This is a genomic window from Bacillus sp. CGMCC 1.16541, assembly GCF_003184905.1.
GTDB lineage: Bacteria > Bacillota > Bacilli > Bacillales > Bacillaceae_H > Priestia.
In genome coordinates this window covers 62,714-87,222 of sequence record NZ_QFRU01000004.1, presented here as the reverse complement: position 1 = coordinate 87,222, position 24,509 = coordinate 62,714, and the positions used below count along the sequence as shown (strand labels likewise).

At 39.6% G+C, this 24,509-nt stretch carries 23 protein-coding genes; all 23 read left to right on the top strand.

The annotated features are described in order from the left end of the window. The first annotated feature begins 12 nt into the window (after positions 1-12). The 23 genes from prfB to hisG all read left to right on the top strand — a co-directional run bounded on the left by prfB (position 13) and on the right by hisG (position 24,501). Positions 13-1,111, top strand: a protein-coding gene (gene prfB / locus DIS06_RS06875) for a peptide chain release factor 2 (RefSeq protein ID WP_239421928.1) whose coding sequence is annotated in 2 segments (ribosomal slippage) — positions 13-75 and positions 77-1,111 — 1,098 coding nt in all. Because the reading frame shifts where the segments join, the coding sequence is not laid out codon by codon here. Positions 1,112-1,308: 197 nt separating this feature from the next. Beyond that, the gene (locus tag DIS06_RS06870; RefSeq protein WP_110112510.1) at positions 1,309-2,169 is read left to right on the top strand and encodes a YitT family protein; all 861 of its coding nucleotides are present in this window, start codon (positions 1,309-1,311) and stop codon (positions 2,167-2,169) included. A 58-nt stretch (positions 2,170-2,227) separates the two neighbouring features. Beyond that, the gene (cccB, locus tag DIS06_RS06865; protein ID WP_110112509.1) at positions 2,228-2,572 is read left to right on the top strand and encodes a cytochrome c551; all 345 of its coding nucleotides are present in this window, start codon (positions 2,228-2,230) and stop codon (positions 2,570-2,572) included. A gap of 237 nt (positions 2,573-2,809) precedes the next feature. Further along, the gene (locus tag DIS06_RS20720; RefSeq protein WP_275425418.1) at positions 2,810-2,932 is read left to right on the top strand and encodes a hypothetical protein; all 123 of its coding nucleotides are present in this window, start codon (positions 2,810-2,812) and stop codon (positions 2,930-2,932) included. Continuing rightward, entirely contained in the window at positions 2,929-3,615 is a 687-nt protein-coding gene (ftsE, locus tag DIS06_RS06860; RefSeq protein WP_110112508.1) for a cell division ATP-binding protein FtsE, read from the top strand. The genes DIS06_RS20720 and ftsE overlap by 4 nt, the downstream gene beginning before the upstream one ends. After that, on the top strand, positions 3,605-4,495 hold the full coding sequence (ftsX, locus tag DIS06_RS06855; protein ID WP_110112507.1) for a permease-like cell division protein FtsX: 891 nt from the start codon (positions 3,605-3,607) through the stop codon (positions 4,493-4,495). The genes ftsE and ftsX overlap by 11 nt, the downstream gene beginning before the upstream one ends. 116 nt (positions 4,496-4,611) lie before the next feature. Continuing rightward, positions 4,612-5,928 carry a murein hydrolase activator EnvC family protein gene (locus DIS06_RS06850; RefSeq protein WP_110112506.1) on the top strand — a complete coding sequence of 439 codons (1,317 nt, stop codon included), beginning with the start codon at positions 4,612-4,614 and terminating at the stop codon, positions 5,926-5,928. A gap of 179 nt (positions 5,929-6,107) precedes the next feature. Continuing rightward, positions 6,108-7,559: a S41 family peptidase gene (locus DIS06_RS06845; protein WP_110112505.1), complete on the top strand. Its 1,452-nt coding sequence runs from the start codon at positions 6,108-6,110 to the stop codon at positions 7,557-7,559. Between the two features lie 378 nt (positions 7,560-7,937). Beyond that, the gene (locus DIS06_RS06840; RefSeq protein ID WP_110112504.1) at positions 7,938-9,134 is read left to right on the top strand and encodes a PDZ domain-containing protein; all 1,197 of its coding nucleotides are present in this window, start codon (positions 7,938-7,940) and stop codon (positions 9,132-9,134) included. 220 nt (positions 9,135-9,354) lie between these two features. Further along, positions 9,355-10,578 (top strand): polysaccharide deacetylase family protein, encoded by a 1,224-nt coding sequence (locus DIS06_RS06835; RefSeq protein ID WP_162595905.1) that lies wholly within the window; start codon positions 9,355-9,357, stop codon positions 10,576-10,578. Between the two features lie 250 nt (positions 10,579-10,828). Continuing rightward, the gene (gene uvrB, locus DIS06_RS06830) at positions 10,829-12,808 is read left to right on the top strand and encodes an excinuclease ABC subunit UvrB (protein WP_110112502.1); all 1,980 of its coding nucleotides are present in this window, start codon (positions 10,829-10,831) and stop codon (positions 12,806-12,808) included. Between the two features lie 7 nt (positions 12,809-12,815). Beyond that, on the top strand, positions 12,816-15,686 hold the full coding sequence (gene uvrA, locus DIS06_RS06825; RefSeq protein ID WP_110112501.1) for an excinuclease ABC subunit UvrA: 2,871 nt from the start codon (positions 12,816-12,818) through the stop codon (positions 15,684-15,686). A 391-nt stretch (positions 15,687-16,077) separates the two neighbouring features. Continuing rightward, positions 16,078-16,389: a magnetosome magnetite crystal formation protein family gene (locus tag DIS06_RS06820; RefSeq protein WP_110112500.1), complete on the top strand. Its 312-nt coding sequence runs from the start codon at positions 16,078-16,080 to the stop codon at positions 16,387-16,389. A 179-nt stretch (positions 16,390-16,568) separates the two neighbouring features. After that, positions 16,569-17,669: a DUF4097 family beta strand repeat-containing protein gene (locus DIS06_RS06815; RefSeq protein WP_110112499.1), complete on the top strand. Its 1,101-nt coding sequence runs from the start codon at positions 16,569-16,571 to the stop codon at positions 17,667-17,669. 15 nt (positions 17,670-17,684) lie between these two features. Further along, positions 17,685-17,879 (top strand): PspC domain-containing protein, encoded by a 195-nt coding sequence (locus DIS06_RS06810; protein WP_110112498.1) that lies wholly within the window; start codon positions 17,685-17,687, stop codon positions 17,877-17,879. Between the two features lie 2 nt (positions 17,880-17,881). Then, positions 17,882-18,250 (top strand): phage holin family protein, encoded by a 369-nt coding sequence (locus DIS06_RS06805; protein ID WP_110112497.1) that lies wholly within the window; start codon positions 17,882-17,884, stop codon positions 18,248-18,250. Between the two features lie 161 nt (positions 18,251-18,411). Then, on the top strand, positions 18,412-19,347 hold the full coding sequence (hprK, locus tag DIS06_RS06800) for an HPr(Ser) kinase/phosphatase (protein ID WP_110112496.1): 936 nt from the start codon (positions 18,412-18,414) through the stop codon (positions 19,345-19,347). Positions 19,348-19,365: 18 nt separating this feature from the next. Further along, positions 19,366-20,181, top strand: coding sequence for a prolipoprotein diacylglyceryl transferase (gene lgt / locus DIS06_RS06795; protein WP_110112495.1), 816 nt, complete (start codon positions 19,366-19,368; stop codon positions 20,179-20,181). Positions 20,182-20,202: 21 nt separating this feature from the next. Next, on the top strand, positions 20,203-21,147 hold the full coding sequence (locus DIS06_RS06790) for a nucleoside recognition domain-containing protein (protein WP_110112494.1): 945 nt from the start codon (positions 20,203-20,205) through the stop codon (positions 21,145-21,147). Beyond that, positions 21,137-21,778 (top strand): pyrophosphatase PpaX, encoded by a 642-nt coding sequence (ppaX, locus tag DIS06_RS06785; RefSeq protein ID WP_110112493.1) that lies wholly within the window; start codon positions 21,137-21,139, stop codon positions 21,776-21,778. Before DIS06_RS06790 ends, ppaX begins: the two co-directional genes overlap by 11 nt. Positions 21,779-21,780: 2 nt before the next feature. Then, on the top strand, positions 21,781-22,308 hold the full coding sequence (locus DIS06_RS06780) for an acyltransferase (RefSeq protein WP_110112492.1): 528 nt from the start codon (positions 21,781-21,783) through the stop codon (positions 22,306-22,308). Positions 22,309-22,687: 379 nt separating this feature from the next. Further along, complete coding sequence (locus tag DIS06_RS06775; protein WP_110112491.1) at positions 22,688-23,872, top strand: ATP phosphoribosyltransferase regulatory subunit; 1,185 nt, start codon at positions 22,688-22,690, stop codon at positions 23,870-23,872. Next, positions 23,869-24,501 (top strand): ATP phosphoribosyltransferase, encoded by a 633-nt coding sequence (gene hisG / locus DIS06_RS06770; protein ID WP_110112490.1) that lies wholly within the window; start codon positions 23,869-23,871, stop codon positions 24,499-24,501. Before DIS06_RS06775 ends, hisG begins: the two co-directional genes overlap by 4 nt. Positions 24,502-24,509 lie beyond the last annotated feature (8 nt).

Here is a 24,509-nt window from a genome sequence, read left to right as displayed (position 1 = left end):
GGTGTGTTAAACATGGAATTAGTAGAAATTAAGCAAGAACTTGATAGAACAGCTAAGCGATTAGCGGACTTTAGGGGGTCTCTTTGACCTCGATAACAAACAAGCTCGCATTAATGAGTTAGACGAGCAAATGGCAGACCCAAGCTTCTGGGATGATCAACAAGCAGCACAAACGGTTATTAATGAAGCGAATGCATTAAAAGATGCGGTCAATCAGTTCAACCATTTAGATGAAATGTATGAAAACTTACAAGTATCGTATGAGCTTGTAAAAGAAGAATACGATGAAGATTTAGCAGAAGAGCTTGTTTCTGAGTTGAAACAACTTACAAAAGGCATGAACGAGTTTGAATTAGAGCTATTATTAAGTGAGCCTTATGATAAAAACAATGCCATCTTAGAGCTTCACCCAGGTGCAGGTGGAACAGAGTCTCAAGACTGGGGGTCCATGCTTTTACGTATGTACACACGTTGGGCAGAGAAAAAAGGCTTTAAAGTGGAAACGATGGACTATCTTCCTGGTGATGAGGCTGGAATTAAAAGTGTTACATTGTTAATTAAAGGTCACAATGCGTATGGGTACTTACGTGCAGAAAAAGGCGTACACCGTCTTGTTCGTATTTCGCCGTTTGATTCATCAGGTCGACGTCATACGTCATTCGTATCGTGTGAAATCATGCCAGAATTCAATGACGAGATTGAAATTGATATTCGCACAGAAGACTTAAAAGTTGATACGTATCGTGCAAGTGGTGCCGGTGGTCAGCATATTAATACGACGGACTCAGCTGTTCGTATTACCCACCTTCCAACAGGTGTAGTGGTATCGTGCCAAACGGAGCGTTCACAGATTAAAAACCGTGATCAAGCAATGAAAATGTTAAAAGCTAAATTGTACCAACGTGAAATTGAGAGACAACAAGAAGAGTTAGCTGAAATTCGTGGAGAGCAAAAAGATATCGGATGGGGAAGTCAAATTCGTTCGTACGTGTTCCATCCGTACTCAATGGTAAAAGATCACCGTACAAACACAGAAGTTGGTAACACCCAAAGTGTGATGGACGGCGACTTAGATCCATTTATCGATGCGTATTTACGTTCAAAGATTTAATTTGCTTTGAACATGGTGAATCAACGTTAATCAAAAGGTGGGTGACTCTAGCGGAAGTCAATGACGTTCTTAGCGAGCACCACATCCATTTAAAATAAGAGGAAACCAGGCCCGTGCATAGTTGTATGCATGGGCCTGGTGATTTTGTGGGAACCTTTACTAAGGTAAATAAATGCAGAAGTAGAGTGGAGGCGCGTATGAGTCGCAGGCAATTGTATGAAAAATTAGGTCCTTATCGTCGTATCATCAACATCTTATATGTGTTAATTGGTTCAGCCATTGTGGCGATTGCATTTAATTTATTTTTACTACCTAACCGCGTGGCATCTGGTGGCGTAAGTGGGATTAGTACGATTTTAGATTCGTTGTTTGGGTGGGAGCCAGCCTATGTACAGTGGGCATTTAACATTCCACTCTTTATTGCAGGTATTCTCTTACTAGGATGGCAGTTTGGGGTAAGAACGTTAGTCGGCACGGTCTTTTTACCGATGGTTGTTTTTCTGACAAAAGATATGGAACCTGCGACGACCGATCCGTTGCTAGGTGCACTCTTTGGGGGAATTGGTGTTGGTCTTGGTTTAGGTCTTGTGTTTAGAGGGCGTGCATCTACGGGTGGAACAGATTTGGCAGCACAAATTGTTCATAAATATTTTGGGATGTCTCTAGGTGTTTGTGTCGCGATTATTGACGGACTCATTGTGCTAACAGCAGCGATTGTGTTTGACATTGAACTTGGATTGTATGCGCTCATTGCGTTATACGTCACAAGTAAAACGATTGATATCGTGCAAGTCGGTGTAGGTCGCTCGAAAATGGCACTCATCATTACAAACAAAGAAGAAGAGATTCGTGAAGCGATTTTACATAAAATTGACCGTGGTGTGACCAAGCTATCGGCATATGGAGGCTACACAGATAGCGAGCGTCCAATTTTAATGGTTGTGGTTGATCAAGCAGAATTCACAAAATTGAAACAAACGGTTCAAAGTATTGATGCGGCTGCATTTGTCATTGTAGCGGACGCATCAGAGGTACTCGGTAAGGGTTTTAAACAATAAGAAGTAGGCTATAATAAGATAGATATGGAAAAATTTATTAGATAAGGGGGACCTTATAGTGAAAAAACGATTAGTCGCACTATTCATGGGAACATCACTTGCATTAGCTGCATGTGGTGGAGGTGACGATACAGCAAAAGAGCCTGCAGAGAACGAAGCGGCGCCTGCAGGTGAAACGGCAGATGGTGGTGAAGCTGAAAAGTTGTTTCAACAAAGCTGTGCGTCTTGCCATGGAAACAATCTTGAAGGTGGAGTTGGACCAAACCTTACAAAAGTAGGAAATAAGTATTCAGAAGATGAGATTGAAAATATCATCATCAATGGTCAAGGGTCCATGCCTAAAGGATTGTTAAAAGGGGAAGAAGCAACAAAGGTAGCGGAGTGGTTAGCGACTCAAAAGTAATGGATTTCTTTTTACAAGTGAATCAGAGAGTCATACGAGCAAATACGACATATGTATTTGCTTTTTTTATGTTTTGTTGTTTTTTGGGAAATGATGTTTTTATGTCGAACAAGTGCCATTTAGTTTATTTTACGAGATAAAGATATGGTTTTTTATGTAAAAACAACATACTTTTGACACTGTTGAAATGAAATTGTAATATTTTTAGGGCTTATATTGTAAAAAAGAGATGTTATAATGGTAGAGCGTGTGAAAGTAGAGAGCGGATTTTTTGTTGGAAAAAATATGATTTTGTTGATAAGCGTCGAACTATCATTTCAGTATTCTCAACAAGACAATCAATTAGGTGGTTATCTATGATCGAAATGCAAGAAGTCTATAAAACATATCCAAATGGTGTTCGTGCCATTAATGGAATTACAGTAAAAATCAATCAAGGCGAGTTTGCCTACGTGGTTGGGCCAAGTGGTGCAGGTAAGTCTACATTTATTAAAATGATGTACCGCGAAGAAAAGCCGACATCAGGAAGTATCATTGTAAATGGTATTAATCTTGCAAAGTTGAAAAACAGCAAGGTACCTGTTTTCCGTCGTAATATCGGCGTGGTCTTCCAAGACTTTAAATTACTTCCGAAGTTAACGGTGTATGAAAATGTTGCATTCGCACTTGAAGTAATTGAAGAACATCCTGAGAAAATTAAACAGCGAGTAATTGAAGTTCTTGACCTCGTTAAGTTAAAACATAAAATGCGTTCCTTACCAGATGAACTGTCGGGTGGAGAGCAGCAACGTGTATCTATTGCTCGTTCGATTGTCAATAAACCAAAAGTGGTTATTGCCGATGAGCCGACAGGAAACCTCGACCCTGAAACATCATGGGAGATTATGGACATTTTTGAGGAAATCAACAAAGCAGGCACAACGGTTTTAATGGCAACACATAACCGTGAAATCGTTAATACCATTCGCAAACGTGTTATCGCAGTTGAAAACGGTAAGATTGTTCGCGATGAAGTGAGAGGTGAATACGGTTATGAAGGCTAGAACATTAGGACGTCACTTCCGAGAAGGAACGAAAAGTCTTGGACGTAACGGATGGATGACATTTGCTTCAGTGAGTGCTGTAACCGTTACCCTTTTATTAGTTGGTGTTTTCCTTGTGTTAATGCTAAATTTAAATCATTTTGCGACCGTTATTGAAGAAGACGTAGAAGTTCGCGTACATATTGATCCAGCCGCAACTGAAGCAGATCGAAACGCGATGGAAGCAAAAATAAAAGCGATTAAAGAAGTAGATACGGTTACATTTTCTTCAAAAGAACAAGAGCTTAAAAGTTTAATTGAGAGCTTGGGAGATGAAGGAAAAGCATTTGAACTGTTTGAGCAGCAAAATCCATTAAATGATGTATTCGTCATTAAAACGGACAAGCCAACAGACGTGTCAAAAGTTGCGAAACAAATTGAAAAGTACCCATACGCTGCGAAAGTAAAGTATGGTCAAGAGCAAGTCGAAAAAATGTTCAAAGTATTAAGTGTCTCTCGTAACATTGGACTTGGTTTAATTATTGGTCTTCTGTTTACAGCAATGTTCTTAATCTCAAATACAATTAAAATTACGATTGTCGCACGTCGCGAGGAAATTGAGATTATGAGATTAGTTGGAGCAACGAACTCCTTTATTCGCTGGCCATTTTTCTTAGAAGGATTATTTTTAGGATTACTTGGTGCAGTCATTCCAGTAGGGATTGTCATTGCTTCATATAGCTTTGTTGTTGATAACTTTGATCCCAAATTAGAAGGGCTATTTGAATTATTACCGAAATTCCCATTCACGATTCAAGTGTCATTATTACTCGTGTTACTTGGAGCATTTATCGGAATTTGGGGAAGTATGTTGTCGGTTCGTAAGTTCTTAAAGAAATAAGTTTTATAGATACTATAACCTGGTTACGTACGGCTTAAACGTCGTACGTAATCCTTTATACATATTAGACGATAAGCAACGATGAAAAGTTTCAAAAAAGTGAGGAGAAATGAAAAATGAAGCGGAAATGGTTAACAGTTACGACAGCCGCTGTAATCGGTTTAAGCGGTCTGTTTGCCGGAGCAGGGGACACAGCACAAGCTAGCACGATTAACAGTCGAATGAGTGATGTTCAGCAGAAGCGCTCAGACGTAAAAGATAACATGAACGAAAATCGTTCAGAAATTGAACAATTAAAAGCGAAGCAACAACAAGCTGAAGCGGAAATTGAAAAGTTGGATGCGCAAATTTCGGAAACGAACGGAAAAATCCGTGACCGTGAAATAGAAATTAAAACAACGGAAGAAGAAATTGCACAGCTGAAAAAAGAGATTGAGATTTTAACAGAACGTATTAATAAACGAAATGAATTGTTAAAAGATCGTGCTCGTTCATTACAAGAAAGTGGCGGCATGATTGATTACATGGATGTGTTATTAGGAGCGCAAAGTTTTAGCGATTTTATTAGCCGTGTGAGTGCGGTCAGTACAATCGTTCAAGCAGACCGTGACTTATTAATGCAACATGAAAATGATAAAAATGACAAGCAAGAGAAAGAAACACAAGTAAACGATAAACTCGATTCATTGAAGCGTGCATTAGCTGAACTTGAAACGTTACGTGCAGATTTAGAAAAGCAAAGTAACGAGAAAAATGAGTTAATGAAACAACTTCAAAGTCAAGAGCAAGCAGCTCATGATGAATTAGTTGGTTTAGAGCAACAAGATGCGACGCTTGCAGCTCAAGAAAAAGCGATTCAAGCGGAATTAGCAGCTTGGGAGAAGCAACAACGTGAGCTTGCAGAGCAACGTAAACGTGAAGCGGCAGCAGCAGCGGCGCAACAACGTGCATCAAAACCAAGTTCTAATAGTTCTAATTCAGGTGGTTCAAGCAGTAGTGAGCCACAAGATTCAAAGCCACCAGTTACAAGCGGTTCGTTTATGAGACCAGCAGCTGGACCTGTTACATCTGAATATGGATATCGTCCAACATTTGGCCGTATGCATTACGGAATTGATATTGGAAAACGCGGCGCGAATGTACCAATTGTTTCTGTAGCAGATGGTCGTGTGTTCCGTTCTTACTACTCATCTTCGTATGGTAACGTAGTGTATGTAACGCATAACATTAACGGTCAAGTATGGACAACGATTTACGCTCACTTAGAAAATCGTGCAGTATCCGAAGGTGAAACAGTGAAAAAAGGCGAGTTCCTAGGGTACATGGGGAACACAGGTCGTTCATTCGGTGCTCATTTACACTTTGAATTACACAAAGGCACTTGGAGAGGAAGTAGTTCTGCTGTAAATCCAAGAAGCTACATTAATTTCTAATCATCACTTTTTTGCATACATCGTACAAGCTTATCATAAGAATGTAATAAAAAGGCATCACACAATCAAGTGTGATGCCTTTTGTTACAAATTACGTAAACATCCTTTTTATTACATAGTTTGTCCACTATCTACTATAATAAAAAGAGATGGGTCAGGGTTGAGGAGGATGAAACGTTTTGAATCGAAAAATCGTTGCAATGTTAATGGTACTTGCACTAGCAGTCGGAGCAGCTGGAACGTATGTAGGACTTCACTTTTTTGGTGGAGGCGTCGGGGGGACACAAAGCTTATCACTAGCGGACACAGGTGATCAATCTGTAAACGTCGATGCAGAATTCGATAAAATTAAACAAGCGTACGAATTGATTTCAACACAGTACTATGAAGATGTGAATGAAAAGCAATTACTTGAAGGTGCGATTCAAGGGATGGTGGAAACATTAAAAGACCCTTACTCTGTGTATATGGATAAAGACACTGCACAGCAATTCACCCAATCTCTTGATTCTTCATTCGAAGGAATCGGTGCAGAAGTAAGCATGGTCGATGGCAAAGTAACCATCGTCGCACCGTTCAAGTCGTCACCAGCAGAAAAAGCAGGCTTAAAGCCAAACGATCAAATTTTAAAGATTGATGGAAAAAGCATTGAAGGTCTTGATTTGTATCAAGCCGTGCTAAAAATTCGTGGTGAAAAAGGAACAACGGTTGAGCTAGATGTTCAACGCCCTGGTGTGAAAGATGTCATGACAGTCAATGTTGTGCGCGATGAGATTCCGATTGAAACCGTTTATTCATCAACAAAGAAAGTCGATGGTAAAACGGTCGGATACATGGAAATCACATCATTCTCTGAATCCACTGCAAAAGAATTTAAAGAGCAGTTAAAAGCACTAGAGAAAAAAGATATTGAAGGCCTTGTACTTGATGTGCGTGGTAACCCAGGTGGTTATCTACAAAGTGTCGAAGAAATTTTAAAAGAATTAGTAACAGATGAGAAGCCTTATGTTCAAATTGAAAAACGAGATGGTGAAAAAGATCGTTTCTTCTCTTCGTTGAAAGAGAAAAAGGATTATCCAATCGTAACGCTGATTGACCGTGGAAGTGCCTCTGCGTCTGAAATTTTAGCTGGTGCATTAAAAGAAGCGGGTGGCTATGAAGTTATTGGGGAAAAATCGTTCGGAAAAGGAACAGTTCAACAAGCAGTTCCAATGGAAGACGGCAGTAACTTAAAATTAACGTTTTATAAGTGGTTAACACCAGACGGTAATTGGATTAACGAAAAAGGTGTAGAACCAACAATTAAAGTAAATCAACCTGATTATTATTATGCAAACCCGATCCAAGTAGAAGAAAAGAAAGCATTAACACGCGATATGAATGATAACCAAGTGAAAAATGCACAAGTGATGTTAAAAGGTCTAGGATTTGAACCTGGTCGTGAGGATGGTTATTTCAGCCTTGAAACAGAAACAGCGGTAAGGGCCTTCCAAAAAGCCAATGACCTTGAAGTAACAGGTAAAATTGATGGTGATACAGCTGAGTTGCTACAAGCAAAATTGCTTGAAAAAGTGCAATCAGATGACACAGACATTCAATTAAAATCAGCATTAAAAGTAGTAAGTCAATAACAATGAAAGCACCTCTGTTTGCAAACAGAGGTGTTTTTTTATAAAAGTTCGACGGGTGGATGTAATATGAAAAATTATCCATAAAACGACATTGTTCTTTAATCCATTCATTTGCTAAAATAGGAGATATAAGCGTATGACGCCCCCCTGCGGGAAGACTCATGATGTTTACGTGACTGTTTGTGGAGTGTCTTCCTGTTTGACGAGCTCTATTAGATTGTTTAGTAGAATATATAAATGAATCAATGTATTCGATGTTCTGCTAGCTTAAGTAAAAGAGCAATACGTGTGGTAAATGAGATTTTAAAGATACATAAAAAGAGTTTGATAACGTTATTTTTAATAAACAGTAGATGATTTGAATAGGTGGTGGATAGGTTGGATGTTGTTGTTGAAGGACTTAGAGGCTTCGGGCGTTTGTTTTTACATCCGTTAACGTATGTGTTTATTATGGTTGCTTATTTTGTTGGATTAGCCCGTGTGAAAAGGGAACGGAAACATTTTCACATTCGAGTGTTTGATTTTATTCTTGAACTCAAGTATTTGTTCTTTCCTGGTATTTTAATTGGACTTGTGCTATCTGTTTTCACGATATTACTAGGTACATATTTATCACTAGGTACGATTGCGTTAATTGGTGTCATCACGTTTCTATTAAGTGGACCGTTTACGTTTAGGTGGTTATCACCTGTATTTGTACTTGGATTTGCGATGATTGCCGCACTGCTCATTCCTCAGGATGGATTGGGATCGGGAATGGTAGCTAATCTTGTCATGGAAGCGAAGGATATGCATTTACCGTCAGTGGTTGTCTTAATGTCGCTTTTATTACTAGCAGAAGGATTTTTAATTTGGAAGTATGGTCATAAAGGCACGTCACCGATTATGGTAACGAGTAAACGTGGACAAGAAGTAGGCGCGCATTTCTCCCAAAAGCTATGGGTCGTGCCGGTATTTACACTTATTCCAGGTGATGCGATTACGAGCATTTGGTCGTGGTGGCCAGTTTTAACGGTGAATAACGCGACGTTCAGTTTATGTCTTGTGCCATTTGCGATCGGGTTTTCACAGCGCGTAAAGGGAATGTTGCCAATTCATTCTATCAGTTTCACAGGAAAGCGTGTGTTAGGACTAGGTGTGTTTATTACACTAGCGAGCATTGCTGCCTTCTTTTATCCACTTGTGTCCATTTACATCGCTGTCATTGCTATCTTCATCCGTGAATTTATTACCATTCATCAGCGCATGACAGATGAGCGTGCTCCGGTGTTCTTTTCAAAAAGAGATAGTGGCCTTGTCATTTTAGGAATTATCCCAATGTCACCGGCAGAAAAAATGTCGCTTCGAGTTGGAGAAGTCATTACGAAGGTAAATGGTCTTCCTGTTTTACATGTTTCAAGCTTTTATGAAGCATTACAAGCCAATAACCGCGCGTATTGTAAATTAGAAGTGGTGGATGAAAATGGAGAAGTTCGCTTTGCGCAGCGAGCGCTTTATGATAACGAACATCACGAATTAGGTATCATTTTCGTACAAAATTACCAAAAACGTGAATCAGAAGTAGACGTAGGATAATGAAAAAAGGTAGAGACTGAGACAAAAGGGGTAAAAAAACATCCCTATTTGACTCAGCCCCTACCTTTTTATGTTTAGATATAGAAGATTAACTAGATCTCCTTTCGCTATGTAAGACTGTTTCCACTAAGATTGATTACGGCGTTCTTTTTCCGTTGCAAGACTCATAATCTAGTAAAAACAAGTTTACTAGAGAAGCGGAAGGGGTTCGTGTTAATTGATGAAAAAATGTGTGTGGGTGATGGTTAGTTTTATGCTGTTCGTTTCATTAAACACTGTTCAAGCTTCAAGTTCGTTCACAGATGTTCCTCAGAATCATTGGGCGAATAGTGAGATTATGTATTTGGCTTCACGAAATATCGTGTCTGGCGTCAACCAGCCATTTGGAGTGAATGACTTGATCACGAGAGAGCAAACGGCTGTTATCCTAGCAAAAGCCTTGCAGGTCAATCTTCAAAAATCGTATACCACTCCTATTCAAGACGTTCCTTCTACTCATCCTTCTTACTCTTCGATTGCGGCGTTAATGGAGATGGGCATCTTTCAAAAATCTTCTACGTTTCAGCCTGATCAACCACTATCACGTGCACAAATGGCGAAAGTGTTGGTAGCTGCTTTTAAACTAAAGGGAAGTCAATCATTTAGTTTTCGTGATGTCCCATCTATCCATTGGGCTTACCCATATGTTACAGCAATGACTGCTAATTTTATCACACTTGGTTATTCAGATGATACATATCGACCTGAGCATAAAGTGACTCGGTCGCAATTTGCGGTGATGCTAGCACGTATGTTGCATCCTCCATTTCGTGACGAAGTAAAGGCAGAATGGCAAGCAAGAAAAGAAAAAGTGAGTTATATTCCATCTATCGATAAGCCGACAATGATTCGCTCCGTACCAAAAGGGTATGTCGCCTTAACCATCGATGACGGTCCTACTGCGCAAACAGTCAAAATGCTTGATATTTTAAAAGCTTACAACGTTCCGGTTACGTTCTTTTTTCTTGGAGACAATGTAGGGAGGTACCCAGCTGCTGTTCGGCGTGCTGCAGAAGAAGGGCATGTTATTGCTCATCATTCAAACACACATCCAGACTTTAAAAAGCTATCTGCTACACAGCAAGGTCAAGAGTTAGATCGCGGCTTACTTGCTTTGTCAAAAGTGACGAAGCAAAAGATTACGTTGTTTCGTCCGCCTTATGGGAGTTACAATTCCACGACGTTATCTCAATCTTACGCGCGTGGTATGCATGTCGTTTTGTGGGATACGGATCCTCGTGATTGGGATACAAGAGATGTCTCAACAGTTAAGACGAGAGTACTCAATCAAGTTAAATCGGGAAGTGTGATTGTTATGCATGACCGTCCAGCCACCATTGAAGCGCTTCCAGCTATCATTGAAGGTATTCGTAAAAAAGGATATACCCTCGTTGCATTGAGGTAGATGTGTCATTTTGCTGTCCTTGTCTTTTTAACAGCCAAGGCTTTTTCGTATGTGTTTAATTGACTTTAATGTAAAAGAAGTGCTCAAGTGATCATGTCGACCGTTTCATTTCGGATTCAATCGCTTAGGTTTAGAAATTGTTTTTCAAATAGTAAAATGATAAAATACGAATATCAGTTCGGTCTTTGTTTCTTTTTTCCCTTATAGTGGTAAGATAAGAATATCATTTGTTAGAAATGGGGTTTTTTGCTTGAAAGATCAGTTTGAATTAGTATCGGCCTATGAACCACAAGGTGATCAACCGAAAGCAATTGAAAAAATTGTGGAAGGAATCCAGCAAGGCAAAAAGCATCAAGTATTACTAGGAGCAACGGGAACAGGTAAAACTTTTACCATCTCAAATGTCATTAAACAAGTAAATAAGCCTACGCTAATTATTGCGCATAACAAAACGTTAGCGGGTCAATTATATAGTGAGTTTAAAGAGTTTTTTCCAAATAATGCAGTCGAATATTTTGTTAGTTATTACGATTACTATCAGCCAGAAGCGTATGTACCTCAAACAGATACATTTATTGAAAAAGATGCAAGTATTAACGATGAAATTGATAAACTTCGTCACTCGGCGACATCTTCTTTATTTGAACGAAATGATGTCATCATTATTGCCAGTGTATCGTGTATTTACGGATTAGGTTCACCAGAAGAATACAAAGAGCTTGTTGTGTCTCTTCGAGTAGGGATGGAAAAGGAACGCAATGCACTTTTACGTGAGCTTGTCGATGTTCAGTATGAGCGTAACGATATTGACTTTAAGCGCGGAACGTTCCGTGTACGTGGAGATGTGGTTGAAATCTTTCCAGCCTCGCGTGACGAGCATTGTATTCGTGTGGAGTTTTTTGGTGATGAAATTGATCGTATTCGTGAAGTAGACGCATTAACAGGTGAAATATTAGGCGAGCGTGAGCACGTTGCCATCTTCCCAGCATCTCACTTCGTTACACGTGAAGAGAAAATGAAAGTTGCCATTCAAAATATCGAAAAAGAATTAGAAGAGCGCTTAGCAGAACTTAACGAGAACAATAAGTTGTTAGAAGCACAGCGGTTAGAACAGCGCACGCGTTACGACTTAGAAATGATGCGTGAGATGGGCTTTTGTTCAGGAATCGAAAACTACTCTCGCCATTTAACGTTGCGTCCAGCTGGTTCAACACCTTATACATTGTTAGATTTCTTCCCAAAAGACTTTTTAATTGTTGTTGATGAGTCCCATGTAACGATGCCACAAGTTCGAGGGATGTACAACGGTGACCAAGCAAGAAAGCAAGTCCTTGTTGACCATGGCTTCCGTCTGCCTTCAGCACTTGATAACCGTCCGTTAAAGTTTGATGAATTTGAGCAACACATTCCACAAATCATTCATGTATCAGCTACACCAGGCCCTTATGAATTAGAAAAAGCACCAGAAGTTGTGGAACAGATTATCCGACCAACAGGACTACTAGATCCAAACATCGAAGTGCGACCAATTGAAGGACAAATTGATGATTTAATTGGAGAAATACACGAGCGGATTCAGAAAAATGAACGTGTGTTAATTACGACACTGACAAAGAAAATGTCTGAAGACTTAACCGCATATTTAAAAGAAATCGGAATTAAAGTTCAATACCTTCACTCGGAAGTAAAAACGTTAGAGCGGATTGAAATCATTCGAGAACTTCGACTTGGGAAGTACGATGTATTAGTCGGAATTAATTTGCTGCGTGAAGGGCTCGATATTCCAGAAGTATCGCTTGTTGCCATTTTGGATGCAGACAAAGAAGGCTTCCTTCGTTCTGAACGTTCACTTATTCAGACGATTGGACGTGCAGCTCGTAACTCCAACGGTCACGTTATTATGTATGCAGATAAAATGACAAAATCAATGGATATTGCGATTAGTGAGACGAAGCGTCGTCGTGAAATGCAAGAAGCATATAACGAAAAACACGGAGTGATTCCACAAACGATTAAAAAAGCTGTTCGAGAGTCGATTCGTGCAACGGTTGTAGCCGAAGATACCGAAACGTACGACCAGGCACCAGCTTATGGCAAGTTAAACAAGAAGGAAAAAGAAAAGTTGCTAGTTGAGATGGAACAAGAAATGAAAGAAGCAGCGAAAGCACTTAATTTTGAACGTGCGGCTGAGCTGCGTGATTTAATTTTAGAGTTAAAAGCGGAAGGGTGACAAAGAGATGGCGATGGAGAAAATCGTTGTAAAAGGAGCAAGAGCTCATAATTTAAAAAATGTTGATGTCGAGATTCCGCGCGATAAACTTGTGGTGTTAACAGGTTTATCTGGTTCGGGAAAATCATCGTTAGCATTCGACACGATTTATGCAGAGGGGCAGCGTCGCTATGTCGAGTCGCTGTCTGCTTATGCACGACAATTTCTAGGGCAAATGGACAAGCCAGATGTTGATTCAATTGAGGGCTTGTCGCCTGCGATTTCAATTGATCAGAAAACAACGAGTCGAAACCCACGTTCGACAGTCGGAACGGTCACAGAAATTTACGATTACTTACGTCTTTTGTTTGCGCGTGTTGGACATCCAACTTGTCCACAGCATGGCATTGAAATTTCATCACAAACCATTGAACAAATGGTAGACCGCATCCTTGAGTATCCAGAGAGAACAAAACTGCAAATTTTAGCACCGGTTGTGTCAGGACGAAAAGGAACACATGTAAAAGTGTTAGAAGATGTGAAAAAACAAGGATATGTACGTGTACGTGTGAATGGAGAAATGATGGAATTAACAGACGAGATTGAGCTTGAGAAGAACAAAAAGCATTCCATTGAAGTCATTGTCGACCGTATTGTGGTGAAAGAGGGAGTCGCAACTCGTTTATCGGATTCACTTGAAACCGCACTAAAACTTGGTGATGGCAAAGTCATGATTGATGTGATTGGTGAAGAAGAACTGTTATTTAGTGAACATCATGCTTGTCCACACTGTGGATTTTCAATTGGTGAGCTAGAGCCGCGCATGTTTTCATTTAACAGCCCTTACGGAGCGTGTCCGTCTTGTGATGGACTTGGCTCAAAGCTAGAAGTAGATGTAGATTTAGTGATTCCAAATGATGAGTTATCCCTAAACGAGGGAGCCATTGCACCGTGGCAACCAACGAGTTCACAATATTATCCACAGTTGTTAAAAGCGGTGTGTGATCATTATGGAATTGATATGGATGTACCAGTTCGCGATCTTCCGCAACATTTATTAGATAAAGTGTTATACGGAAGCAAAGGAGAGCTCATTTATTTCCGTTACGAAAATGATTTTGGACAAGTACGTGAAAATCACATTGATTTTGAAGGAGTTATCTCTAACGTTGAACGCCGTTATCGTGAAACCAGTTCGGATTACATTCGTGAACAAATGGAAAAATACATGGCGCAACAACCGTGTCCAACGTGTAAAGGAAATCGTTTAAAAAAAGAAAGCCTAGCGGTGTTAATCGATCAAAAGCATATTGGGGATGTAACGCGTCTTTCTGTCGAAGAAGCACATGCATTTTTCACCACTCTTCAACTTTCTGAAAAAGAGATGAAAATTGCTACTATGATTTTACGTGAAATTAAAGAACGTCTTAGCTTTCTTGTAAATGTAGGACTTGATTATTTAACGCTAAACCGCTCTGCTGGTACGTTGTCAGGAGGAGAAGCGCAACGTATTCGCCTTGCGACGCAAATCGGTTCGCGTTTAACAGGCGTGCTTTATATTTTAGATGAACCATCCATCGGTCTGCATCAACGAGATAATGACCGACTGATTCGTACGATGCAAGATATGCGCGACATCGGAAATACACTTATTGTCGTCGAGCATGATGAGGACACGATGTTTGCAGCGGATTATCTCATAGATATTGGACCAGGAGCAGGTGTACACGGCGGATCTATTGTTTCAAGTGGTAAGCCAGAAGAAGTCATTAATGATCCAAACTCACTGACAGGTCAGTATTTGTCGGGTAAAAAGTTCATTCCACTTCCAACCGAACGTCGACCGATGGATAAAGAACGCATCATTGAGATTGTAGGCGCAAAAGAAAATAACTTAAAAAATGTCAAAGTAAAGCTTCCGCTTGGAACGTTTATTTCGGTGACAGGCGTGTCAGGATCCGGTAAAAGTACGCTCATTAATGAAGTACTCCAAAAATCACTTGCCCAAAAGCTTCATAAAGCGAAAAGCAAGCCGGGTGATCATAAAGAAATCAAAGGAATTGAGCACCTCGATAAAGTGATTGATATTGATCAGTCACCAATCGGCCGTACACCTCGTTCAAATCCAGCGACGTACACAGGTGTATTTGATGATATTCGAGATGTATTTGCACAGACAAATGAAGCAAAAGTACGCGGTTATAAAAAAGGACGTTTTAGTTTTAACGTAAAAGGTGGGCGTTGTGAAGCGTGTCGTGGGGATGGAATCATTAAAATTGAAATGCATTTCTTACCTGATGTCTACGTTCCATGTGAAGTCTGTCATGGAAAGAGATACAACCGTGAAACGTTAGAAGTAAACTACAAAGACCGCAACATCTCAGACGTACTAGATATGACAGTCGAAGATGCATTAAAATTCTTTGAAAACATTCCAAAAATTAAGCGAAAGCTTCAAACAATTTACGATGTAGGTCTTGGATACATTACGCTTGGTCAACCGGCGACAACGTTATCAGGTGGAGAAGCGCAACGAGTAAAACTAGCGTCTGAACTTCATCGTCGCTCAACCGGCCGTACATTCTATATTTTAGATGAGCCAACGACAGGTCTGCACATCGACGACATTTCGCGTTTGTTGAAAGTGTTACAGCGTCTCGTGGAAAATGGAGATACCGTACTCGTCATTGAACATAACCTTGATGTGATCAAAGCCGCTGACTATCTTGTAGATTTAGGGCCAGAAGGTGGCGATAAAGGTGGTCAAATTATTGGAACAGGAACACCTGAACAAGTAGCAGAAGTGCCAGAATCATACACAGGACGTTATTTAAAACCAATTTTAGAGCGTGACCGCCAGCGAATGGAAAGTCGTTTAGAAGAAGCGGTGACAAAATAGGAATTGAGGCAAAAGGGACAGACAAAACTCCTGTTGGCTCAATCTACAAGACCCCTTGCACCCAAAGTCCAGCAACCATCAATGGATAGAGAGGCAAGGGGTCTTGCATTTGAAGTTCCTTTTTACACTTTAGTGATGTGTCTCTTTCTTTGAATATATAACGAAACATCGGCCAAGAAGCCTTGATAAAAGAATTGTTTTTCGGCATTTCAAAGCGGCTAACCTGATATATATAAGTCTAAGTAAATGACTGAACGCGATTTTTAGAAAGAAACGTGCTTTTAAAGCAGTCACCGAGTCTCTTTAGATTTCCTCGTAAGGGTCCGCTAATTAATTATGATGAAACCTTTTTGATAATGAAGCGTACTAAAAGACAGAAGGAAGTGATGACATGGAACCTAATAAGATTATTGCGTCATTGTGTTATTTTAGCGTCTTTTTTGCTCCTTTTCTTGTACCGATTGTTATTTATTTTATAACGGATGAGCGAGAAGTGAAAAACCATGCCAAAGCGGCACTGTGGTCACACGTCTTGCCAATTGTTCTTATTCCACTCTTTTTCCTCTTATTATTACCGAGTCTTCATGTGTCTGAAGGGTTTGCTTTAGTATGGGTGTTCTTATCTGTTGGTGTGAGTATTCTTTTAAGCTTTGGAATTGTTGTTTGGAACGTGATTAAGGGAATTCAAGTGTTAGGTTCTTAATTGTCACGCTTTTTATCTAAAATAGGCGAGAAAACTCCCATCTTCAAGGAATGTGAAGGGCGAACCCCAATGAGTAAGTCGGGGTAGTTCAAAAAGGGATTTCATGTGATGTGGAGAAAGTAAAAGTTTGGGATCTTTTAAGCTTTTTGTGTAGATGTTTACGATAAGGAGGCTTTTTTATGACAACAAAGCGTAAAGAAATTTTACAAATGGTAGAAACGGGTAAGTTAACAGTCGATGAAGCGCTGATTTTACTAGAGTCGTTAGACAAAAATTCAACACAGCCAACTGAATTTAATACAGAAGTGATTCAGGATGTTTCAACATATGTGGTTGATACCAATAAGAAAGTAGAAGGAAATACGTATCAATCTCCACAATCTTCTTTTAAAGATAAACTTTTCTCATTCGTTGATCAGACGGTTAAGAAAGTAAAAGATAAAGATTTAGACTTTAACTTTGGGCCATCGGTTGAGATTCAGCATATTTTTCAGCAATCAGATGTATCGGTGAATGAAGTGGACATCGATGTTGCTAATGGAAGTGTCCTGTTGAAACCATGGAATCAGCAGCAGGTTCGTGTTGAATGTGAAGCTTCTGTTTATAAAGTGACGACACAAGATGAGGCGCGTCAATTGTTTTTACAAGATGTTTCGTTTTCAGTAGAAGCAGGGAAAATACGCTTTAACGTACCGAAGAAGCAAGTAAAGGTAAAAGCGGTCATCTATGTGCCACAAGTCAGTTACGATCGCGTAAAAGTGCGTATGTTTAACGGTCCAATTGAAGGAGACCAGCTAACGGCTAGAGAGTTGAAAGTGAAAACAGCACATGGTGGCATTAAATTAAACAATATGCAAACACAAGAGTTAGAAGCAGAAACAGCCAATGGAGTTATTGATCTAATAAATGTAGATGCAGCCAAATGTGAAGTTGAATCACTAAATGGTGCGATTCGTATGATGGGTGAATATGAGAAGGTGGATGTGCAAACATTCAACGGAAACGTGACGTGCCATTTACAAGGTGAACAAACTGAAAAAGTATTTCTTAAAACAACAACAGGAAGCATTGATGTCGTTGCGGCACCGACTGTGTTTATCGATGGAGATTTAAAATCAAATCTCGGCAATTTTACATGTACAGTTCCCAATATGGAAATCATAGAAGAAAAGAATGAAACGATTCAAAAGCACCTTCGGTTTAAAGCGAACGGCACACAAGTTAGAGGATTTAAATTATTTGCTGAGTCAAAAACAGGTTCAGTTTTTATTAAAAACTAGTAAGGAGGAAACGCAATGAGAAAATTATATCGTTCTCGCACGAACAGGCAACTAGCTGGTGTGATCGGCGGAATTGCAGATTACACTGGCTGGGATACATCGCTATTGCGGATTTTATTTGTACTTGGTCTCATTTTCGGTTTCGGTTCGTTAGGTCTCGTCTATTTAATTTGGATTTTTGTGGTGCCAAATGAAGAGGTGAAGTATTAACGATGATCCTTCGCTGGCTTACGAGCATTTTAATTAATGCACTTGTTTTAGTGGTGATTGCGGGCTATTTTAGCTCGTTTCACTTAGAATCAGTTGGAGATGCGATCATTGCAAGTCTCATCTTATCGATTTTAAATGTATTTGTAAAACCGATTCTCGTATTATTAACACTTCCTGTGACAGTATTAACGTTAGGATTGTTTCTCTTTGTTATTAACGCCGTTACGCTTATGATTACGGATGAAATCATGGGAAGTGCGTTTGAAATTGATGGGTTTGGTATGGCGATTCTAGCTGCAGTTGTCATATCTATCTTAAATGCCCTTATTCAAAAAGTAATTGTTGAACCTCTCCAAAAGCGAAAAAGATAACAGCCTCATTGAATCCGGTAAAATGGATTCAGTGGGGTTTTTGTTTTGAAATAAGGGCAAAATATTTTATCGCGCTCATTTGCGATGTTTCACTTTATCAGGTAATTAGTGCTAAAATAAGAAAAGGCTTAAGAAAGTGCCAAAGCAAAGGAGGACGTATCGTGGTTAAAGTACGGACAAAAGACATCATTGAAAAATTCAACTTAGAGCTAGTAAGTGGCGAAGAAGGGATTAATCGTCCAATTTCAACAAGTGATTTGTCACGACCTGGAATTGAAATGGCCGGTTATTTTACATATTATCCAGCGGAGCGTGTTCAATTGCTCGGTAAAACGGAGATTTCTTTCTTTCAGCAATTAGATGATGAACAAAAGAAAATTCGAATGGAAAAGATTTGTACAGATATTACGCCAGCCATTATTGTTTCACGTGAAATGGAAATTCCAAAAGAGTTAATTGAAGCATCGGAACGTGAATCTGTACCTGTGTTGCGTTCGCGATTAAAAACAACGAGATTAACGAGTCACTTAACAAACTTCCTTGAAAGTAAATTAGCACCAACCACGGCGATGCATGGCGTGTTAGTCGATATTTATGGCATTGGTGTATTGATTACAGGTAAAAGTGGAGTTGGGAAAAGTGAAACAGCTCTAGAACTTGTAAAGCGCGGACATCGTTTAGTAGCAGATGATTGCGTAGAGATTCGCCAAGAAGATCAAGATACCCTTGTTGGAAACGCACCAGGACTTATTGAGCATTTACTTGAAATTCGTGGGTTAGGGATCATTAACGTCATGACGTTATTCGGTGCAGGTTCTGTTCGTAGCTATAAGCGCATTTCATTAATTATTAACCTTGAAATTTGGGATCAACATAAACAGTACGACCGTCTCGGACTAGAAGAAGAAAAAATGAAAATCATTGATACAGATGTAACAAGAATTACGTTGCCGGTTCGCCCTGGACGAAACTTGGCTGTTATTATCGAAGTAGCAGCGATGAACTTCCGTTTAAAACGAATGGGAATCAATGCAGCAGAACAATTTTCAAGTCGCTTAACAGATGTAATTGAAGATGGAGATCGTGAAGACATTTAAAGAGAGGGTGTAACAAACGTGGGAACGGAGATTCAACCGCTAGATCGTGTGTTTTTAGAATTAGGGCCCATTACGATTTATTGGTACGGACTGATTATCGGTGCAGGAGTGCTTTTAGCTCTTTATGTCGCAACCCGAGAAGGAGAGCGTCGAGGTGTTCCGAAAGACACTTTTATTGACTTAGTCCTCTTTGCAGTACCGATTGCCATTATTTCAGCTCGTATTTATTACGTACTATTTGAATGGGACTACTATTCGCAAAATTTAAATGAGATTCCGCAAATATGGCAAGGTGGCATTGCCATCCATGGTGGACTGATTGGCGCTATTGTCACAGCGGTTATTTTTTGTAAAATTAAAGGCTTGTCATTTTGGAAGGTAGCAGACATTGCAGCACCTAGTATTATTCTTGGGCAAGCAATTGGGCGCTGGGGGAACTTCATGAATCAAGAAGCGCACGGTGGACCTGTGACGAGAGAATTTTTAGAAGGACTGTTTTTGCCAGATTTTATTGTGAATCAAATGTATATTAATGGTACATATTATCACCCGACGTTTTTATACGAATCCATTTGGAACATCATTGGGTTTATCCTTCTTATTTCCCTTCGTCGTGTGAACTTAAAACGTGGTGAACTCTTCTTATCGTATGTCATTTGGTACTCAATCGGCCGCTTCTTCATTGAAGGATTGCGAACAGATAGCTTAATGCTGACAGAGACGTTGCGTATCGCTCAAGTCATTTCACTTGTACTTATTGCCTTAGCTGTCGTGTTAATCGTTTTCCGTCGTAAAAAGGGGTTAAGCAAAGAGCGTTATTTAGAAAGTGAATAAAAGCCACAAGGGGGAGAGTTTGTGGGAGAGTCCATTAAAAAAGGCTTTTTAGTTGGATTAAAAACAACATGGTCTTTGGGGAAAATTATTTTCCCCATTACGTTAATTGTGTCGATTCTGCAGTACACACCAATTCTTGAAGGCTTTGCGAATCTCATTGCACCGCTGATGAAATTAATTGGTTTGTCTGGTGATGCAGCCATTCCGTTAGTTGTGGGGAACTTTTTGAACTTATATGCAGGGATTGGAGCCATTTTATCACTCGACTTGACCGTTAAAGAAGTGTTTATTTTAGCGGTTATGCTTTCGTTTTCTCATAACTTATTAGTTGAAACGGGTGTGGCATTAAAAGTTGGGGTGAAACTATGGGTTATTTTAACCGTTCGAATTGGACTAGCAGTGGTTTCTGCGTTCTTCATTAATCTACTGTGGAGCGGTGGATCAGAGCAAGCGCAGTACGGCTTTCTTGCATCAAATACGGAAGAAGTAAGCGGGTGGTTAGCCATCTTTATGCAAGGAGTCGAAAAAGCAGGATTAGGTGTTCTTCAATTAGCATTGATTGTTATCCCAGTCATGATGGGGATTCAAATTTTAAAAGATTTACATTGGCTTGATGCGTTTTCAAAGCGAATGGGACCTATTACAAGAGTATTAGGAATGAAAGAAAACACATCAATGACACTCGCGACAGGTCTCCTTATCGGCTTGGCTTACGGTGCAGGTGTCATGATTCAAGCAGTAAAAGAAGACGGTGTCGACCAAAAAGACGCAACACTCGCTTTTATTTTTCTTGTTGCTTGTCATGCTGTCATTGAAGATACGTTAATTTTTATTCCATTAGGAATTCCTGTTTTACCTCTTCTCCTTATTCGTGTTGTTGTCGCTATTATACTCACCATGGTTATTGCGCGAATTTGGAACCGAGTAGAAGTAACCAATAGAAAGGAAGCCACTTATGAACGTTAACACTATTCTTTTTGATTTAGACGGAACACTTATTGACACAAACGAATTAATTATTTCGTCATTTATGCACACGTTGGATCATTTCTACCCAAATCAATACACACGTGAAGATGTTCATGCATTTATGGGTCCACCTTTATACGATACGTTTGTAAAAATGGATAAAGATCGTGTCGACGAAATGGTTCAATATTATCGTGACTACAACATTAGCAATCACGATGTATTTGTAACAGAATTTGAAGGCGTGATGGAAGCTGTTCAATGGCTGTACGAACAAAACTACAAATTAGGGATTGTCACAACAAAGCAACGAAACACGGTGATGATGGGCTTAAAGTTAACAAAGCTTGATCAGTTCTTTGATGTGATTGTGACGATTGATGATGTGGAACATGCAAAGCCACATCCTGAGCCGATTGAAAAGGCGCTCATTCAGTTGAATGCAAAGCCTGAGGAGACGTTAATGATTGGCGATAATCATCACGATATCGTTGGAGGGCAAAATGCTGGAACGAAAACAGCAGGCGTTGCATGGAGTGCAAAGGGTCGCGAGCACTTAGCTCATTACAACCCAGACTTTATGCTTGAAAACATGAGAGATTTAATTGATATTCTCGGAGGAAAATGAGTGTGAGAAAGACGACACGTTATCCTGTTGAAGGAGCGAATTCCCTTTGGCATGTGTATAAAACCGTTCCGTTTTGGAAGGTTGTTAAAAACTTTGTGGTCATCCAACTCGCAAGGTATACACCGTTTTTATCCATGAAAAATTGGCTCTATCGAAAGTTACTGCGAATGGACATTGGTTCTCAAACCTCTTTTGCGCTTATGGTGATGTTAGATATTATGTTTCCCGAAAAAATAAAAGTGGGTCGAAATACAGTGATTGGTTACAACACGACTATTTTGGCTCATGAATATTTAATTACAGAATATCGGCTGGGCGACGTCATCATAGGAGATGAGGTAATGATTGGTGCGAACAGTACGATCTTACCTGGTGTGGTGATTGGTAATGGAGCCATTGTTTCAGCAGGAACACTTGTACATAAAGACGTCCCTGAAGGAGCGTTTGTTGGTGGAAATCCAATGAGAGTTATTTACACAAAAGAAGAAATGCAAGCCCGTCATCAAGAAGAGCTACAACTTCATAAGTGAGTTGTAGCTCTTTTTATATGGATAAACATGTGAAAAGACATTCTTTTCTCTTTTAAGACAAGCTCATCTGTTGACGATTATTGGGAACCGTTGTAAACTACATATAACTTTAATTTGCTATTTCGCTAATACATTAGTGTGATAAAGTGAAACGAGAAACTTTACAGATTGAACCATACTTAAATAAATAAGCTCTTGAAAACAGTTGATAAATAGATATTTTTTTAAAATAGATTTTGTTTTCAAATTGATAGTTGAAGATTGAACGGTGTGAGGTTGACTGCAAAGACAAACAAACAGTTCATAGTGAAAATCGATCACCACTCTTTACTTAGTAAGAAAAACGGTTAAAAAACGAAGACGAAAAGGACGTGTAAAGATGTCAAAGTTATTCATGTTTGAAAAACCACTTGGAATGCGTGATACATTACCAGCTCTTTTTGATCAAAAAAAGCAAGTGAAACAACAATTAGCCCAGGAAATTTCAGGATGGGGTTATCAATACATGGCCACACCAACGCTTGAGTATTATGAAACAGTTGGTCATGCATCAGCCATTTTAGATCAACAATTGTTCAAACTTTTAGATAAAGAAGGCCATACGCTTGTATTAAGACCCGACGTGACAACACCGATTGCGCGTGTTGCAGCGTCAAAACTACTGAAAAACATTCCTCTTCGTCTGGCATATGAAGCAAATGTGTTTCGTGCACAACAACGTGAAGGTGGAAGACCAGCGGAGTTTGAGCAAATTGGTGTTGAACTGATTGGAGAGAAAACAAGCAGCAGTGATGCGGAAGTTATTGCACTTATGATTGGTGCCTTAAAACGAACAGGTTTAAAATCATTCAAAGTAGCGATTGGTCATATTGGGTTTGTTAATTCACTTTTCTTAGAGATTGTTGGGAATGAAGAGCGTGCAAATGTGTTGCGTCGCTTTTTATACGAAAAGAACTATGTAGGGTACCGCAACCATGTAAAGAGCTTAAATTTGTCATCAATTGATAAGCAACGTTTACTTCAACTATTAAACTTACGTGGAGATGAGCTGAAAATCACTGAAGCAATGGAGCTTGTTGAAAATGAAGTTGGAAAGCAAGCGGCAGCTGAACTTCAAAAGTTATGGCAAATGCTCGATGCATACGGCGTAACGGAAGAAATCAAAATTGATTTTAACTTAGTGAGTCATATGAGTTATTACACAGGTATTCTATTCGAAGTGTTTGCCGAAAACGTTGGCTTCCATATTGGAAACGGTGGACGTTATGACAAATTACTTGAAAAGTTTGAATCAAAAACACCAGCAACAGGATTTGGGATTCAGTTAGATCGTTTAATTGAAGCATTAGGCGAAGAGAACTATCAGCCTGAGCCTGTGTATTGCATTTTATACAGCCAAGAACGTTTAGAAGAAGCGTTACTTGTTGCCAAAGAAAAACGAACAGAAGGCAAACGAATTGTCATGCAAGATATTGTCGGTGTCGATGATGTGGACACATTTACAGAGCCGTTTGAAGACGTCACATACTTAATCGGTAAAAAAGGAAAGGGGCAGAATAAATGAGTGAGATGTTAACAATTGCAATGCCAAAAGGGCGTATCTTTGAAGAAGCAGCTGAGTTGTTACGAAAAGCAAATTTTCAACTGCCACCTGAATTTGATGATTCTCGCAAATTAATCATTGATATTCCAGAAGAGAATATGCGCTTTATTTTAGCAAAACCAATGGACGTGACAACGTATGTAGAGTATGGTGTAGCGGACTTAGGAATTGCAGGTAAAGACGTGATGCTTGAAGAAGAACGTGATGTGTACGAGTTACTTGACTTAAAAATTAGCAAATGTTACTTAGCGATTGCTGGACTACCCAATACGACGACATCAATGGTCGCTCAAAAAGTGGCAACCAAGTATCCAAACATCGCCTCTACGTATTTCCGTGAACAAGGAGAGCAAGTAGAAATCATTAAGTTAAACGGGTCTATTGAATTAGCGCCTTTGATTGGATTAGCAGATCGTATCGTTGATATTGTGTCAACTGGCCGCACGCTAAAGGAAAACGGACTTGTTGAAATGGGGCATATTGGTGATATTACATCACGTCTCATTGTAAACCCCGTAAGTTATCGCTTAAAAGATGAGCGCATTGATGATATTGTGAACCGACTAGCAGAAGTAGTTGAGCAACTATAAAACGAGGT

Coding starts and splice junctions, on each gene's coding strand:
- DIS06_RS06820 (WP_110112500.1), top strand. CDS start 16,078: ATGGAACCTAATAAGATTATTGCGTCATTGTGTTATTTTAGCGTCTTT.
- DIS06_RS06815 (WP_110112499.1), top strand. CDS start 16,569: ATGACAACAAAGCGTAAAGAAATTTTACAAATGGTAGAAACGGGTAAG.
- ppaX (WP_110112493.1), top strand. CDS start 21,137: ATGAACGTTAACACTATTCTTTTTGATTTAGACGGAACACTTATTGAC.
- DIS06_RS06805 (WP_110112497.1), top strand. CDS start 17,882: ATGATCCTTCGCTGGCTTACGAGCATTTTAATTAATGCACTTGTTTTA.
- DIS06_RS20720 (WP_275425418.1), top strand. CDS start 2,810: ATGGTAGAGCGTGTGAAAGTAGAGAGCGGATTTTTTGTTGGAAAAAAT.
- DIS06_RS06775 (WP_110112491.1), top strand. CDS start 22,688: ATGTCAAAGTTATTCATGTTTGAAAAACCACTTGGAATGCGTGATACA.
- ftsX (WP_110112507.1), top strand. CDS start 3,605: ATGAAGGCTAGAACATTAGGACGTCACTTCCGAGAAGGAACGAAAAGT.
- hisG (WP_110112490.1), top strand. CDS start 23,869: ATGAGTGAGATGTTAACAATTGCAATGCCAAAAGGGCGTATCTTTGAA.
- DIS06_RS06810 (WP_110112498.1), top strand. CDS start 17,685: ATGAGAAAATTATATCGTTCTCGCACGAACAGGCAACTAGCTGGTGTG.
- ftsE (WP_110112508.1), top strand. CDS start 2,929: ATGATCGAAATGCAAGAAGTCTATAAAACATATCCAAATGGTGTTCGT.
- DIS06_RS06850 (WP_110112506.1), top strand. CDS start 4,612: ATGAAGCGGAAATGGTTAACAGTTACGACAGCCGCTGTAATCGGTTTA.
- DIS06_RS06870 (WP_110112510.1), top strand. CDS start 1,309: ATGAGTCGCAGGCAATTGTATGAAAAATTAGGTCCTTATCGTCGTATC.
- uvrA (WP_110112501.1), top strand. CDS start 12,816: ATGGCGATGGAGAAAATCGTTGTAAAAGGAGCAAGAGCTCATAATTTA.
- DIS06_RS06835 (WP_162595905.1), top strand. CDS start 9,355: ATGAAAAAATGTGTGTGGGTGATGGTTAGTTTTATGCTGTTCGTTTCA.